This is a genomic window from Streptomyces sp. NPDC048484 (assembly GCF_040651415.1).
Classification (GTDB): domain Bacteria; phylum Actinomycetota; class Actinomycetes; order Streptomycetales; family Streptomycetaceae; genus Streptomyces.
In genome coordinates this window covers 16,872-31,597 of record NZ_JBEZJY010000007.1, presented here as the reverse complement: position 1 = coordinate 31,597, position 14,726 = coordinate 16,872, and the positions used below count along the sequence as shown (strand labels likewise).

Sequence of the window (14,726 nt, the reverse complement as noted above, 5' to 3'; positions counted from 1 at the left end):
GTTTGCATGGAGCGGGTGACGAGAATCGAACTCGCACTCTCAGCTTGGGAAGCTGATGTTCTACCACTAAACTACACCCGCGTGAGACGCCGGATATGTGCCGTTCGAGCCGGTGTCGGAAACGCGGATTCACCATACCTCATGCCAGGCCTCCGGCGCTGAAGCCGTGGGGCCTGCGGTTGTTACGGGGGGTGGGCGGGGCTGCGAGGTGCGGGAGTTGGGGCGTACGGTGTAGGAGCTGGAGAGGGGTCCGGCGGGAGCGGAGTGCCGCTTGGAGGCCCGTCCCTTTCATCCCGTAATGTGGCTTCCTCTTCAGGTTAGACGCGGCTCATGGGGAAGGGACTCTGAGGACTTGATGGAACGCAACACCGTCGTCCGTTGTGCCGAAGGGCACGTGTTCAGCACCGCATCGCTTCCGATGCAGCAGGCCGAGCGGCTCGGCCCTGGCCGGCTGATCCGTTGCCCCCGTTGCGCCCGGCTCCGCAACGTCGTACCGGTGGGGTTCGAGAAGCGCTGACCGTAACCGGGACGCGCCGTACCATCTCCACCCGTATCACCGGCACCGATCACGAAGCAGTCGGCCAGTAGCAATCCAGCTGGCAGCCAGCTGGCAGTAAGAGTGTCCACGTTCCCGCGGGCCCGCCACGATGACCGGATTGTGGCGGGCCCGCGGGCTCTGCGTATCCTCGGGGCGTGCTTCTCTCTGACAAGGACATCCGGGCCGAGATCGACGCCGGGCGTGTGCGGATCGATCCCTACGACGAATCCATGGTGCAGCCCTCGAGCGTCGACGTGCGGCTCGACCGCTACTTCCGGGTGTTCGAGAACCACCGGTACCCGCATATCGACCCGTCCGTCGAGCAGGCCGATCTGACGCGGCTCGTCGAGCCCGAGGGTGACGAGCCGTTCATCCTGCACCCCGGGGAGTTCGTCCTCGCCAGTACGTACGAGGTCGTCTCGCTTCCCGACGATCTCGCGTCCCGGCTTGAGGGCAAGAGCTCGCTCGGGCGGCTCGGGCTCGTCACCCACTCCACCGCCGGGTTCATCGACCCCGGGTTCTCCGGGCACGTGACCCTTGAGCTGTCCAACCTCGCGACCCTCCCCATCAAGCTCTGGCCGGGGATGAAGATCGGGCAGTTGTGCATGTTCCAGCTCAGTTCGCCGGCCGAGTTCCCGTACGGCAGCGACCGGTACGGGTCCCGCTATCAGGGGCAGCGCGGGCCGACCGCCTCGCGGTCCTTCCTCAACTTCCACCGGACCCAGGTGTGAGCGGCGGCGACGCGAGTGGCGACGACATGAGCGGCGTACGCGAGATGAGCGACGTACGGGAGAACCTCACCTATGAGGGGTTCGGCACCGCCGTCCGCGAGCTCGCCCAGACCATCGCCGACGACGGGTACGAGCCCGACATCGTGCTCAGCATCGCCCGCGGGGGCGTCTTCGTGGCCGGCGGGCTCGCCTACGCCCTCGACTGCAAGAACATCCACCTGGTGAACGTCGAGTTCTATACCGGCGTCGGGACCACTCTCGCCATGCCGGTCATGCTGGCGCCCGTCCCCAACACCATCGACTTCTCCGACAAGAAGGTGCTGATCACGGACGACGTGGCCGACACCGGCAAGACGTTGAAGCTCGTGTACGACTTCTGCGTCGACGCCGTCGCCGAGGTCCGCTCCGCCGTCATCTTCGAGAAGCCGCAGTCACTCGTGAAGTGCGAGTACGTGTGGAAGCGCACCGATGAGTGGATCAACTTCCCGTGGAGCGTCGAACAGCCCGTCGTGAAGCGGGACGGGCAGGTGCTCGACGCCTAGGTGCGACCGGGGGGCGTTGCCCGTTGCCCCGCCTCTCAGGCCGCCCGCCGTTCCACCGGTATCCACAGCTCCGCTTCCGCCTGTGCGGCGTCCGGGGTGAGGCGGGTGCGCAGGATCTCGGGGCCCGGCCTGCTCTGGTACGGGTTCGACGGGAACCACTGCGTGTACACGTCCCGCCACAGGTGTTGGAGTGCCTGCGGGAACGGGCCGGAGTTCTCGAAGACGGCCCATGTTCCTGCCGGGACGGTGAGTGCGTCCAGGTCCTGCGGGGGTGCGGCCCCGGTCACCACGCCGTGGTAGTAGTCCAGTTCGGTGCCCTCCGCCCGGCTCGGGTCGATGTTGTCGCTCACCCCGACGATTCCCTCCGGGGCCTGGTCGGACAGGGCCCCGACACGCCGCATCGTCTCCTTGTCGATGCCCCGGATGAACTGCGCGATCGCCGGGTTCATCCCCTCGTGGACGAGCGGGACCCGGATCTTCTTGCCGATCACACGGAACTGTTCCTTCTCCACGATCCGGTATCGCATGCTGCTGTTCCCTTCTACGACGAGACGGAAGGACAGCCGAGGCTGGGAGGTCAGAGAGCTTCCGCTCCGGCGGGCCTCGCCCGGGCCCACGCCGTGCATGGCACGGAACGCTCGCGCGAACGCCTCCCCCGAGCCGTAGCCGTACCGCACCGCGATCTCCAGCAGCGTCCGCTCTCCGGCGAGCACCTCGGCGCCCGCGACGGTGAGGCGTCTGCGCCGGATGTACTCGGACAGCGGGAGCCCCGCCAGCGCGGAGAACAGTCGTCGGAAGTGGTACTCCGACGTCACCGCGATCCGTGCCAGCTCGGGCACCTCGATCCGCTGATCGAGACGCGACTCGATGTGCTCAAGAGCCTCGTTCAGTCGCTCCAGCAACTCGGTCCCCTTCCTTTGCGTCTTCCACGTTAGGAAGTTCGTGGCTTGCCGGACCCGACATTCCGTGCCCGGTCGGGTCGGGTCATGTCGGGGCGGGCCCGGCAGGGTGGGGCCAGGTGGGGCCGGTTAAAGAAACGCTTGCGTTTCGCTTCAAGACTCCGTAGCGTTAGTGTACGAAACCGTTTCGTATCGAAAGGAATCCGATCATGACCATGACTATGACCACTCTTCGGGCCCCCGTCCGGGTGACCGTGCGCGCGGCCGGGCTGGTGGACGTGCCCGCCGTGGTGCGTCTGATCACCCAGCTCCAGCCCGAGCCCCTGAGCGGGCACAGCTCCGCCGTGGGCCGGGAGCAGGCGCAGCGTGCCATGCGGTTGCTGCTGGCCCACCATGCCCTGGAGGAGGGTCAGGTGTGGGTGGCCGAGCGGGACGACGACGGCACGCTCTTGGCGGCCGCCATCTGGTTGCCGCCCGGAACAGGGGGCGATCCTCCCGGTGCGCACCTCAGGAGCCTGTTCTCCCGCGAACTCACCGCCTGCCCGTCGGATCACCCCGTCCTGTCGACGGTGCTGGAGGCGGCGGCGGGGCCCGGCGAGCCGTACTGGACCCTGGTCGCCGTCTGCGCGCCGGACGACACGGAGGCGTGGGACCGTACGGTGGTCGCCGATCTGCTGTCACCGGGGTTGCGCGCCGTCGACGGCCAGGGTGCCACCGCCGTCGCGCTCACGATGTCCGCCCGTCACGGGGACCGGTTGCGGCCTCTCGGGTTCCGAGGGGCGCGCGAGGTGCGCGTCGCGCAGCGTGCGAGCGTGTGGATGACGACCCGTCATGCCGGCGGCCTGGCGGCCTGATGGCCTGACGGTCGGCTGAGGCGTGTTCGGGCGGGTGGGCTGTCGCCCTACAGGCAGATCACCGGGATCCGCTGGACCTCGTTGTTGCCGAAGCCGCCACGGTTCCATGGCTGGCTGAGGGGCTGGGCCGTGCCCTCGGCATCCGTGGCGCGGACCGTCAGGACATGGTGGCCGGGTGCTGCCGTCCAGGGTGTGTGCCAGTGGCGCCAGGACCAGGAACCGCCGTCCGGCGGGGCGAGTTCGGCGTCCTGCCACGAGGCGCCGTCGTCCGTGCTGACCTCGACCTTGCTGACAGGAGCGCGGCCCGACCAGGCGCGGCCCTCCAGCCGCACGGGACCGGGGCGTACGACGCGGGTGCGGGACATGAAGTCCGGGAAGCCGGGCGGGATCATCAGCGCGCGCGGGGCCATCCGGGTGACCGGGTCGCCGAGCTCGTCGGAGGACTGGCGGAAGCGGTACGCCACCGACTGCTGGAAGCCGGCGAACGGGGTGTCGGTGAGCGTGATGTCGTGCAGCCACTTCACATGAGCCATGCCGTACCAGCCGGGGACCACCAGGCGCAGCGGGAGCCCGTGCTGCGGCGGCAGCGGGGCGCCGTTCATCTCGTAGGCCACCAGGACCTCCGGATCGGCGGCGGTCGCGTCGGCGAGCGGCAGGCTGCGGCGGTAGTCCTGTTCGACGCCGCGTTCGACACCGTGGTCGGCTCCCGTGAAGACCGCCTCCACGGCGTCCGGCTCCACTCCCGCCTCGGTGAGCAGCGTCCGCAGGGGTACGCCCGTCCAGTCCGCCGTGCCGACCGCCTCGACCAGCCAGGGCTGGCTCACGGGGCGTGGGGTGAGGCGGGCCCGGCCGTTGCCCGCGCACTCCATCGTCACGCGGTGGGTGACCGGCGGGAGGGAGCGCAGTGTGGCCAGGTCCAGGGTCAGGGGCGTACGGACGCGGCCTTGCACGGTGAGGGCCCAGGAGTCCGCGTCGGTGGCAGGGATGTCGTAGTGGACGAGGACGTAGTGCAGGCCGGACGGGGTCACGTCGTAGCGCAGGGCCTCCAGGGGGAGGCCGTGGTTGCGGGCCGCGAGGGCGAGTTCCTCGTGGCTGATCCCCTCGGCGGGGTCGGCCACGCGCCCCGGTGCGCTGACCGCGGCCGGTGACCGCGGCAAGAACGAGGCCGCTGCGCTGCCGAGGTCATCGGGGGCATCGGGGGCACCGCGGTCGCTGGGGTGGTTGGGGTCGCTGGGGTGGTTGCGTCCGTCCATGGGTCCCATGGCTTCCATGGTGCTCCCGTCGGCCGGTCCGGGCACCGCCCCGCCCGGTCACGTCCCGCCGAAGTCAGCCCTGATCGGCGTGGAGGCCGGCCGGCGCACGTCCGGCCTCTGGGCTGCGCCCGGCTTCCAGGACGTGTCAGGCTTCCGGGCTGCGTCCTGGCCCCCGGGATGCCGCCCGGCCTCCAGGATGTGTTCGTCCGGTCCTCAGGCCGAGTCCGGCTCTCGCGCCGAGTCCGGCCCTCAGGGCGCGTCCGGCCTCTAGAACGTACCCAGCTTGATGATCGACAGCAGGGCGATCAGCTGGATCGCCGACGCGCCCAGGGCCTTGGGCCAGGGCAGGTCGTGCGACTTGTTGACCATCAGCGTGAACAGCGCGCCGGCCGCCACCCAGGTCACCCAGCCCAGGATCTGCACGAACGGCGCGTCGCCGCTCGCGAACATCGCGACGATCAGTCGCGGCGCGTCCGTGAGCGACATGATCAGCATGGAGAGGCCGACCGTGGGCTGCCAGGCGCCGTCGCCGCCGAGCTGGCGGGCGAGGGTGTGGGTGACGACGCCCAGGATGAAGGCGCTGAGCGCGATCGCGACCGCCGTCGTCAGGACGATGGGGACCGCGTTGGCCAGCGTCGCGTTGATGGCGTCCGCGCGGGCGCCGTCGAAGCCGAAGACGGCCAGCAGGCCGTAGAGCAACGTCACGATGAGGGCAGGGCCCCACATCGTGTAGTCGCGCATCCGCAGGAAGGTCTGGTTCGGGCGCATGATGACGCCGCTCAGCAGTTCCTTCCAGGGCAGCGGCGGGCCCACCGGGGGCGCGGCGGCCTGGCCCGCGCGGTAGGTGTCGCCCTGGTTGTAGGGGTCCTCGCCGACGGAGAACGCCGCCGTGTGGCCCGCTTGGTTGGCCGCGTACGGGTCCGAGCTCGGACCGGGAGCGGGACCGGGGCCCGGTCCCGGCGGGTGGTGCCCCGGATCCCCGTAGTACTCCGGCTCGCCGTGCCCGTTCGCCTGGGGCCACTGCTGAGGGCCGTTGCCGCCGCCGCCGTACTGGGGCTGCTGCGGGTAGGCCCCGGGCGCGGGCGGATAGCCGTACGACGGGCCGCCCTGAGGGGCCTGCTGTCCGTACGGCTGCTGCCGCGCTTGCTGCGGAGGCGCTTGCTGCGTGCGGTTGTCCCGGCCGCGTCCGATCCTGAATCCAGCCACGTAATCGAACGTACCTGGTCCCGCAGAGTCACGTGCCCGGCCCGGGGCATCAGAGGGGGCTTTGCTGCCGACCTGTGACATCCCCTAAGGGCTGCCAAGGGGCCGGTAAGGGGCCGGTAAGGGGTCTCTCAGGGTTCTGTCACACGGCAGGGAGGAGGCGTACGCCATTCGACTCGGCGTTCTCGCGGGGGGAGCCGACCGCCGCCGCCCGGTTCCAGGGCGCTGAAACCAGCGTGAAACCGCGCTGAATGCGCCCTGCCGCAACCTCTGCGGCATGACGACAACGACATCGCACTCTCTCGCCATCGAGGCCAAGGGACTGCGCAAGGCCTACGGGGACAAGCACGGGGACAAGACGGTCCTCGACGGCATCGATCTGGCGGTGCCGACCGGGTCCGTGTTCGCGCTGCTCGGGCCGAACGGCGCCGGCAAGACCACCGCCGTCAAAATTCTCTCCACCCTCATCACCGCCGACGCCGGCGACCTGCGTGTCGGCGGCCACGACCTCGCCACCGACCCGCAGGCGGTGCGCGCCGAGATCGGCGTCACCGGGCAGTTCTCCGCGGTCGACGGGCTGATCACCGGCGAGGAGAACATGTTCCTCATGGCGGACCTGCACCACCTGCCCAAGGACGAAGGGCGGCGGGTCACCGCCGAGCTGCTGGAGCGCTTCGACCTCACCGAGGCCGCGAAGAAGCCCGCCTCCACCTACTCCGGCGGTATGAAGCGCCGCCTCGACCTCGCCATGACGCTGGTCGGCAGCCCGCGGATCATCTTCCTCGACGAGCCGACCACCGGCCTCGATCCGCGCTCGCGCCACAACATGTGGGGCATCATCCGCGAGCTGGTCTCCGGCGGCGTCACCGTCTTCCTCACCACCCAGTACCTGGAGGAGGCCGACGAACTCGCCGACCGCATCGCGGTGTTGAGCGACGGCAGGATCGCCGCCGAGGGGAGCGCCGAGGAGCTGAAGCGGCTCATTCCCGGCGGACACGTCCGGCTCCGCTTCTCCGACCCGGCCGCCTACCAGACCGCCGCGCTCACGCTGCGCGAGGTGACCCGGGACGACGAAGCCCTCGCGCTGCAGATCCTCAGCGACGGCAGCCAGCGCGAGCTGCGCTCCATCCTCGACTGGCTGGACTCCGCCGGCGTCGAGGCGGACGAGCTCACCGTGCACACCCCCGACCTCGACGACGTCTTCTTCGCCCTGACCGGCGGCGCCGGCGCCGGCGCCGCCACTGTGCCCACCCAGGCGACTCAGGCGACTCAGCCGACTCAGCCCACCCAGCCGAACCAGCCCAAGGAGACCGTCCGATGAGCTCTCTCTCCTCCCCTTCCCCTTCCTCCTTCTCCCTCTCCGTACGCGACTCCTCCACGATGTTGCGCCGCAACCTTCTGCACGCCCGGCGCTACCCGTCACTCACCCTGAACATCCTGCTGACGCCTATCGTCCTGCTGCTGCTCTTCGTCTACGTCTTCGGCGACGTGATGAGCGCGGGCATCGGTGGCGGCGGCGCCGATCGCTCCGAGTACATCGCCTATCTCGTCCCGGGCATCCTGCTGATGACCATCGGCGCCACCCCGGCCGGGACCGCGATCTCCGTGTCCATGGACATGACCGAGGGCATCATCGCCCGCTTCCGTACGATGGCGATCCACCGCGGCTCGGTGCTCATCGGGCACGTCATCGGAAGCGTGCTGCAGGCGCTCATCAGCGTGACGCTCGTCGGTGCCGTCGCCGTGGCCATCGGTTTCCGGTCCACGGACGCCACGGCCCTGGAGTGGCTGGCGGCGTTCGGGCTGCTCGGGCTGGTCGCCGTGGCGTTCACCTGGATCGCTGTCGGCATGGGCATGGCCAGCGCGAACCCCGAGGCGGCCAGCAACAACGCGCTGCCGCTGATCTTCCTCCCGTTCATCTCCAGCGCTTTCGTGCCCATCGACGCGATGCCGGGCTGGTTCCAGCCGGTCGCCGAGTACCAGCCGTTCACCCCCGCCATCGAGACCCTGCGCGGCCTGCTGCTCGGCACCGAGATCGGCAACAACGGGTGGATCACGGTCATCTGGTGCCTGGGCCTGGCCGCCCTCGGCTACTACTGGTCGAAGTCGCTGTTCAACCGCGACCCGAAGTGAGCGTGCGGGCTGCCTCCCACAGCTCGTCCCGCCCCAGGGCGGCGTACTCCGACACCGCGTCGGTGTACGCCGCCCCGGCGGCGTTCCCGGCGGCCTCGACCGCCTGCCGGGCGCGGTCCGCCGACATCGTCGGCTGGAACTCGCGCAGCACCCGCAGCCGTTCGGCCAGCGCGACCATCCGTACGGCACCGGCGGCACCGGCGGCAGTGCCAGCGTTGGCACCGGCGTCAGTACCGGCGCTGGCACCGGCGGCAGTACCGGCGTTGGCACCGGCGTCGGCGGACGCGAGCCCCGCCATGCCGAGCGCGTGCAGCACCGTCCCGAAGACCGGGAGTTCCACGGGCGCGCGGGACGGGCCGGACAGCAGCGTCCGCAACCGCAGCCGCAACTGGACGACCAGCTCCGCGACGGGCTCAAGACGGCCGGCGTGCGCGTGCGCCGTCACCGCCGCCGCCTGGACCTGCAGCGCCCACGGGTCGAGCCAGGGGTCCCCGCTGTGCAGCGCGCCGGCCCCGGATATCCGCCCCACTGCGCCGCGCCACAGCCCTAGCCCGACCTCCGTCAGACCGCGGGTGAGCGCGATCTCGGCGCGCCCGCCGAGATCCGGGTTGTAGAAGTCAACCTGCTGTGGGGTGCTGTCGCTCTCGGCCTGCCGCAGCCAGTGCTCGGCCTCGTCGGGGTCGCCGCGCTGCAGACAGGCGAGGGCGAGGGCCGAACGGATGCCGATGTAGTCGTGCTCGTCGCCGAGCCGCGGCAGCGCCTCGAGCACCTCCTTGAGGTGTTTGTACGCGGCCTCGCCCCGCCCTGTCTTCAAGCACAGCTCACTCAGCCGGGAATGACCCATGACCTGCAAGGACGGGGCGTCGACCGGAGTCAGTGCGGCGGTCATCCGGCGGGCCGAGGCGAGCGCGCGGTCGAGGTCGTGCTCGTACTCCCAGACGTAGGTGGCGACACACTCGGCGATGACGGCGACCAGCGGATGCTCGCTGCCGCAGAGCTTGTGCAGCACTTCGTAGTCGGGGGGCAGCATCTCGGGGACCGTGCTCAGCACGGCCGCGGTGGCGCGCAGCAGCGTGTCCGGCGGAGCCGGGGGCAGCCGCCGGAGGGTGACGAGATGGCGGACGACCTTGGCGTGCGCGCGGTGGTCCATGAACAGGACCGACAGGCACAACACCGCGGCAGCGCGGGCGACTTCGACGTACTCGGGCTCGGGGCGGTAGTGCGACAGCGGCGGGCCTGCGTCGGCGGCGAGGGCGGCGAGGCGCGGGTAGTTGGAGTCGGTGGACCACAAGGCGGCGAGGACGGCGGTGAGGGCGGCGACCGTCGGGCCGTCGGTACGGGACAGGGCGTACCGCAGGGCCGACACGAGGTTGTCCTGCTCGGCCCTGATCCGCTCCCAGGCGGTCCGCGGTTCCGGGCCGAAGACCCAGTCGTGGTACGTGACGCCGAAGTCCCGTGCCCAGGCGAGGAACTGGCCGACGGCCTCCTCTTCCTCGCCCGCCTCCGCGCGCAGGGCCGCGCTGAACTCCCGTACGGTCTCCAGCATCCTGAACCGCACGCCGATCGGGGTGTCGGTGGCGGTGAGCAGCGACTGACCGGCCAGCTGTTCCAGGAGGAACAGCGCGTCCTCGCCGAGGATCTGTTCCGCGGCTTCGCCCAGGAACCCGCCGGGGAAGACGGACAGCATGCGCATCGCGGCCCTGGCCTCCTCGTCGAGAAGGTTCCAGCTCCAGTCCACGACCGCGTGGAGGGTGCGGTGGCGCTCCGGCACGTTCCGCGTCCCGCCGCGAAGGAGTGCGAACCGGTCGCCGAGGCGGCGGGCGATCTCCTGAACCGAGAGGACGCGCACCCGCGCCGCGGCCAGCTCCACGGCGAGCGGCAGCCCGTCGAGGTGGCGGCACAGCTCGGCCACCGCGTCCGACGGCAGCTCCACGCCGGGCCGGGCGGCCCGGGCCCGCTGCGTGAACAACTCGACCGAGGTGTCGAGGCCGAGCTCCGGCAGTGCGTACACCGCCTCCGAGGTGAGGCCCAGCGGGGCCCGGCTGGTGACGAGTACCCGCAGGTCCTTCGAGGACGAGACCAGGGCCTGTACGAGACCGGCGGCGCCCCCGATGACCTGCTCGCAGTTGTCGAGGACCAGCAGCGCGGGCCCGGAGCCGAGCACATTGAGGACGCCGGCCACCGGGTCGGCCGAGGCGTGGGCGGCCATGGCACCGTGCCGCGCCTCGCCCGCGCCGAGCGCGGAGGCCACCTCGGCGGCCACGTCCTCGTCCACGGTGACGCCGGCGAGCGGCACGAAATACACCACGCGCTGCTCGGCCCGGCGGCTCACGGCGTGCGCGAGCCGGGTCTTGCCGAGGCCGCCGGGGCCGACGACGGTGACGGCGCGGGACGTGTCCAGCAGCCGCCCCACCGCCGCGATGTCCTCGTCCCGGCCCAGCAACTGGTTCGGCTCGTGCGGCACGCCGTGCCTGACCACAGGAGCCTCACCGCGCAGCAGTTCCTGCTGTACGGCCTTGAGCCCGGCGCCGGGATCCGTGCCGAGTCCGTCGCGCAGCTCACGGCGGTACGCCTCGTACCGTGTCAGCGCGGCGGACGGGCCCGCCGTCGCCGCTTCGCCGCGCAGCAGCTCGGCGAGCACCTCCTCGTCGCGCGGATGCTCCGCGGCGGCCACGGCCAACGGCCCGGCCGCCTCCGCGTGCCGCCCGAGACGGGCGAGCGCGAGCGCCTGTGCGCGTACGAGCGTGCTGTGGACGGGGGCGCGCTCGGTGCGTAACGCGGCCACGGGGTCTGTGCTTTCGCCGGGCCCGCCGGCCTCGTCGGGGGTGCCCGCCCACAGTGCGAGCCCGGCCTCGGCGTCGGCCAGCGCACCAGCGTGGTCCCCGGCCCTGGCCCGGTCCGCGCTCGCGGCGGCGCGCAGCAGCAGGGCGGAGCTGTCGACCTGGTCCTCGGCGAGGGCGAGCCGGTAACCGGTGGGCGTGTTCGCGATGACGTCGGCGCCCAGTTGCGCCCGCGCCCTGGACACCAGGACCTGCACCGCCTTTCCCGGCCGGTCCGGCAACTGGTCCGGCAGCCACAGTCCTTCCACCAGCCGCTCGGTGCTGCAACCTGTGCGCAGGTCGGCCGCGAGCAGTGCGAGGAGACCGCGGAGCCGGGGCGCGGTGACCTCCTGTCCGCGATAGGCGACACGCGGCAGCAGGGTCAGGTCGGTGGTCATCAGCGCAGACTAGCCAAGGCCCGGCACACTTGACCCCGGTGCCGTTGACCTGGAACCAGCCCCAGCCCAGCCCCAGTCGGCGCCCAAGCCTGGCTCGCCGACTAGAACAACAACGGCAAGGCCGACCTGGCGGTGACCGCCTCCTTCGAGAACGACCGCAGCCGAGGCCTGTGGACCCTGCCGGGCTCATCGCCCTTTGATGGCGTCTTCGGTGAGAGGTCAGTCGGCGAAGTTGGCGCCGAAGACCGGGGTGCCCGTGGCGGAGATGCCGACCGTGGAGGTGTAGATGCCGGCGTCGGAGGACAGGGAGTCGCCCGTTCCCGAACGCAGGGCGTAGACGGCGCCGTTGTTGCCGTTCTCGCCGGACGCGCCGATGATCACGTCGCCCCGGCCGTCGCCGTCCAGGTCGTCGACGTGCACGTCGGACCCGAAGCGGTCCTCCGCCTCGTTCTCGTTCGGCACACCCGCGGTGTTCTGGTCGAGGAACCTCGCGCCCGTGCCCGTGATGCCGGAGCCGTCCGCGGCGCCGTACAGGACGGTCGCCGCACCGGCGTCCACGACGCCGTCGAGGTTCTCGCCGGGCGAGCTGACGACCAGGTCGAGGTGGCCGTCGCCGTTGACGTCGCCGAGGTCCAGCTCGGAGCCGAACTGGTCGCCCGTCTCACCGCCGCCGGGGACGCCCACGGTGTCCTGGTCGATGGTCTGGACGTCGCCGTAGGCGGGCCCGGAGGCCGAGCCGTGGCCGATCAGCGCGGCGCCGCCCAGCTGCGCGCCGGCGATGCCGTCGTCCCAGGCCAGGCCGAACACGATGTCGTCGTAGCCGTCGCCGTCCGTGTCGCCGACGTCCGTGATGATGCCGGCGGGCAGCTTCTGGTAGGTGGCGGAGGTGATGCCGTTCGCCGAGCCCGGGTACCAGAAGTTGGCGTTGTAGCCGTCCTCGGTGTCGATCTCGTAGCCGTTGACGATCAGGTCCTCGACCCCGTCGCCGTTGGCGTCTCCCGACTGCAGGAAGCGGATGCCCCAGCCGTCCCCGCTCTGTACGGCGACGGAGACGGTGTAGTGGCCGCCGGTCGCGCCGGCCCGGGTGAACCCGCCCCGGTAGACGTCGACGGTCGCGGCCGTGAACGTGCCGAGGGCCAGGTCGTCCTTGCCGTCGCCGTTGAAGTCGGCGGCCTCCAGCACGCTGCCGAACCAGTCGTGCGAGGAGGCGCGGGGGTCCGCGACGGTCGTGCCACCCTTGAGGCCCGTGGCGGAGCCCCACAGGATCGCGACGGTGCCGCCGTCGACGTCGTCGCCGACGTCCTCGCCCTGGGCGCCGACCGCCACGTCGTCGTAGCCGTCGCCGTCGAAGTCGCCGTACGCCGTGTCGGTGCCGAAGTAGTCGTCCTTCTCGGCCGTACCGGGAACGCCCGCGGTCTCCTGGGTGATGGTGACGTGCTCGCCACCCCCGTACAGGATTGTGAGCGCTCCGGCGGCGGCCTGGCCGTTCACGTACGCGCCGGTGGCGGAGACGGTGACGTCGGCGAGGCCGTCACCGTTGAAGTCGGCGTCCGAGGTGGTCACGGCGGCGGTGTCGGCGGCCGTGGCGGCGGACGCCGCGAAGGTGAGGAACCCACTTGTCAGCGCGGCAGCGGTCGCCGTCGCGAGGGTGAGTCGCAGGTGCTTGTGCATGCGGGGTTCTCCTGCGGCATGCGGGGGCGCCGGTGGGCGCCCACAGTCAATGGGGTGCGTACCGCCCGCATTCACCCGGAGTTCTCCTGGGCACAACAGGCGGTTTGCGATCACAAGACCCACAGGAAGTGCCGGAGGTTGTACGTGAGTTCGAGGCTTTCTCCCGGTGCCGGCAGCCGGCAGCCGACAACTGGCAGTCGGCCCCCGGGAGGACGGCCCCCGGGAGGACGGCCTGCGGGAGGGCGGTCCGCGGCTGGACGTATCAGCCCTCCGCGCCCAGGAACTCCGCTGTGGAGAAGGTGAGTCCGGGCTTCCGCGCGATGAGGTCCTTCTTCGCGCCCGGGTACACGGCGACCGTGTCCTCGGTCTCCCCGCGGTAGGTGCGCACCACCAGGTCCGCGCGTTTGTCGCCGTCGAAGTCGGCCACCGTCAGGACCCGGGTGGTCCCCCGGGCCGGCGGCTCCACGGTCACCATCCCGGTGGCGGACACCGCGCCGGCGCGGCCCTTGAGGATCCTCAACTGCGAACCGCTGGAGACGAGTTCGGTCTTGCCGTCGCCGTCGAAGTCCCCGGAGTCCAGGACCGTACCGGCGACAGCGAGTTCTCCGCGCAGGGTGCCCGGTACCTCGTACCGCAGGGCGGTGCCGCGCATCGTGCCGATCGCCGCGTCGAGGCCCTTGCCCCTGCCGAACTGCCCGAAGGCGACGTCGACACCGTCCGGGAGGGCTACCGCGTCGCCGGTGGGGCCGGCCGGTCCGCCCAGGACGAGGGAGGAGCCGGAGGTGCCGGCGCCCTCGGCCGTACGCACGAGCAGGTCGTCGTATCCGTCGTCGTCGACGTCCACGGCCGGGGGAGTCGGGACGTTCCCGGGTGAGGCGAGTGGCGCGCCCGCCGCCTTCGGGGCCCCCTTGCGGGTGAAGGGCCCGCGCAGATAGGTCAGGTTGCCGTCGGAGGCGTGCACGACGAGATCGTCGGCCTTGTCGCCGTTGAAGTCGCCGCACACCGGCTGGTCCGGCCAGTCGTTGCCGAATCGTGCCTGCGGGGGAATCACCAGCTTGACCGCCTTGCCGGCCAGCCCCCGGGACGAACCGAAGAGGATCTGCAGCGGCACCGGCGGCTGCCCCTGCCCGTCGTACGGCGGATCGGTCGAGACGACGAGGTCGGTGAAGCCGTCCTTGTCCAGGTCGCAGCTCGCCTCGGCGTCGAAGGCGGCGGGCAACTGACCCTTGGTGGCGGCGGCGTGCTGAGCGCTGCTCAGCAACTGCCGCGCGCCTGGGGTGAGTCCACGGGCCGACCCGTACACGATCCCGATCCCGGCGTCGTCCCCGTGACTGTCACGCTTCACGAGATCGGTGAGTACGAGGTCTCGGTGCCCGTCGCCGTTGAAGTCGCTGTCGACCCGACTGCCCTTGCCCAGCGGTACGTCGATCCGGGCGGGGGCCTTGGCGACCGTGACGGGCTCGCGGTCGGCGTCGTCCTTGCCATCCTCGCCGCCCGAACCGCCCGAACCGCCGCAGCCGGTGAGCAGCAGGGCGCAGCTCGCCACGGCCCCCGCTACCCGTATCCCGCTCTTCCCGCGCTTCCCCATGGCCACGTCAACCCCGACCGCATCGTGAGACAACAACCTGCACATCATGCGGTGGCGAGAGGGCATAAGTCACCAGGGATGCGGCACCGACACCGAC

At 71.1% G+C, this 14,726-nt stretch carries 11 protein-coding genes and 1 tRNA gene; 5 read left to right on the top strand and 7 right to left on the bottom strand.

From position 1 onward, the window contains the following. Window positions 1–7: 7 nt before the first annotated feature. Window positions 8–81 (bottom strand) — tRNA-Gly (locus tag AB0D14_RS08920). A gap of 612 nt (window positions 82–693) precedes the next feature. Between AB0D14_RS08920 and dcd the strand changes: the two genes are divergently transcribed. Together dcd and AB0D14_RS08910 are read left to right on the top strand one after the other, a co-directional pair. Continuing rightward, complete coding sequence (gene dcd, locus AB0D14_RS08915) at window positions 694–1,269, top strand: dCTP deaminase (protein WP_362776259.1); 576 nt, start codon at window positions 694–696, stop codon at window positions 1,267–1,269. A 44-nt stretch (window positions 1,270–1,313) separates the two neighbouring features. Beyond that, window positions 1,314–1,811 carry a phosphoribosyltransferase gene (locus tag AB0D14_RS08910; RefSeq protein WP_362776592.1) on the top strand — a complete coding sequence of 166 codons (498 nt, stop codon included), beginning with the start codon at window positions 1,314–1,316 and terminating at the stop codon, window positions 1,809–1,811. A 35-nt stretch (window positions 1,812–1,846) separates the two neighbouring features. Here AB0D14_RS08910 and AB0D14_RS08905 read toward each other — a convergent pair whose 3' ends face one another. Further along, a complete protein-coding gene (locus AB0D14_RS08905; RefSeq protein WP_362776257.1) occupies window positions 1,847–2,713 on the bottom strand; it encodes an AraC family transcriptional regulator in 867 nt (288 codons plus the stop codon). A 206-nt stretch (window positions 2,714–2,919) separates the two neighbouring features. Here AB0D14_RS08905 and AB0D14_RS08900 point away from each other — a divergent pair, with 206 nt between their 5' ends. Further along, window positions 2,920–3,564, top strand: coding sequence for a hypothetical protein (locus AB0D14_RS08900; protein WP_362776256.1), 645 nt, complete (start codon window positions 2,920–2,922; stop codon window positions 3,562–3,564). A 47-nt stretch (window positions 3,565–3,611) separates the two neighbouring features. Here AB0D14_RS08900 and AB0D14_RS08895 read toward each other — a convergent pair whose 3' ends face one another. Further along, window positions 3,612–4,826 carry a sulfite oxidase gene (locus AB0D14_RS08895; RefSeq protein ID WP_362776254.1) on the bottom strand — a complete coding sequence of 405 codons (1,215 nt, stop codon included), beginning with the start codon at window positions 4,824–4,826 and terminating at the stop codon, window positions 3,612–3,614. A gap of 258 nt (window positions 4,827–5,084) precedes the next feature. Then, window positions 5,085–6,104, bottom strand: coding sequence for a YIP1 family protein (locus tag AB0D14_RS08890; RefSeq protein ID WP_362776252.1), 1,020 nt, complete (start codon window positions 6,102–6,104; stop codon window positions 5,085–5,087). Between the two features lie 193 nt (window positions 6,105–6,297). On the opposite strand from AB0D14_RS08890, the gene AB0D14_RS08885 reads away from it, so the two are divergent. Further along, the gene (locus tag AB0D14_RS08885; protein ID WP_362776250.1) at window positions 6,298–7,341 is read left to right on the top strand and encodes an ATP-binding cassette domain-containing protein; all 1,044 of its coding nucleotides are present in this window, start codon (window positions 6,298–6,300) and stop codon (window positions 7,339–7,341) included. Continuing rightward, the gene (locus tag AB0D14_RS08880) at window positions 7,338–8,153 is read left to right on the top strand and encodes an ABC transporter permease (RefSeq protein WP_362776249.1); all 816 of its coding nucleotides are present in this window, start codon (window positions 7,338–7,340) and stop codon (window positions 8,151–8,153) included. The genes AB0D14_RS08885 and AB0D14_RS08880 overlap by 4 nt, the downstream gene beginning before the upstream one ends. Here AB0D14_RS08880 and AB0D14_RS08875 read toward each other — a convergent pair. From AB0D14_RS08875 to AB0D14_RS08865, 3 genes are all read right to left on the bottom strand, one after another. Beyond that, on the bottom strand, window positions 8,134–11,370 hold the full coding sequence (locus AB0D14_RS08875) for a BTAD domain-containing putative transcriptional regulator (RefSeq protein WP_362776247.1): 3,237 nt from the start codon (window positions 11,368–11,370) through the stop codon (window positions 8,134–8,136). The two genes, AB0D14_RS08880 and AB0D14_RS08875, sit on opposite strands and share 20 nt — an antisense overlap. 219 nt (window positions 11,371–11,589) lie before the next feature. Beyond that, window positions 11,590–13,041 carry an FG-GAP and VCBS repeat-containing protein gene (locus AB0D14_RS08870; RefSeq protein ID WP_362776245.1) on the bottom strand — a complete coding sequence of 484 codons (1,452 nt, stop codon included), beginning with the start codon at window positions 13,039–13,041 and terminating at the stop codon, window positions 11,590–11,592. A 262-nt stretch (window positions 13,042–13,303) separates the two neighbouring features. Next, window positions 13,304–14,629, bottom strand: coding sequence for a VCBS repeat-containing protein (locus AB0D14_RS08865; RefSeq protein WP_362776243.1), 1,326 nt, complete (start codon window positions 14,627–14,629; stop codon window positions 13,304–13,306). Window positions 14,630–14,726: the final 97 nt, after the last annotated feature.

Bases quoted from the DNA above. Each gene is read 5' to 3' on its own strand.
- AB0D14_RS08910 (WP_362776592.1), top strand. From the start codon at position 1,314: ATGAGCGACGTACGGGAGAACCTCACCTATGAGGGGTTCGGCACCGCC.
- AB0D14_RS08900 (WP_362776256.1), top strand. From the start codon at position 2,920: ATGACCATGACTATGACCACTCTTCGGGCCCCCGTCCGGGTGACCGTG.
- AB0D14_RS08895 (WP_362776254.1), bottom strand. From the start codon at position 4,826: ATGGGACCCATGGACGGACGCAACCACCCCAGCGACCCCAACCACCCC.
- AB0D14_RS08890 (WP_362776252.1), bottom strand. From the start codon at position 6,104: ATGTCACAGGTCGGCAGCAAAGCCCCCTCTGATGCCCCGGGCCGGGCA.
- AB0D14_RS08885 (WP_362776250.1), top strand. From the start codon at position 6,298: ATGACGACAACGACATCGCACTCTCTCGCCATCGAGGCCAAGGGACTG.
- AB0D14_RS08880 (WP_362776249.1), top strand. From the start codon at position 7,338: ATGAGCTCTCTCTCCTCCCCTTCCCCTTCCTCCTTCTCCCTCTCCGTA.
- AB0D14_RS08875 (WP_362776247.1), bottom strand. From the start codon at position 11,370: ATGACCACCGACCTGACCCTGCTGCCGCGTGTCGCCTATCGCGGACAG.
- AB0D14_RS08870 (WP_362776245.1), bottom strand. From the start codon at position 13,041: ATGCACAAGCACCTGCGACTCACCCTCGCGACGGCGACCGCTGCCGCG.
- AB0D14_RS08865 (WP_362776243.1), bottom strand. From the start codon at position 14,629: ATGGGGAAGCGCGGGAAGAGCGGGATACGGGTAGCGGGGGCCGTGGCG.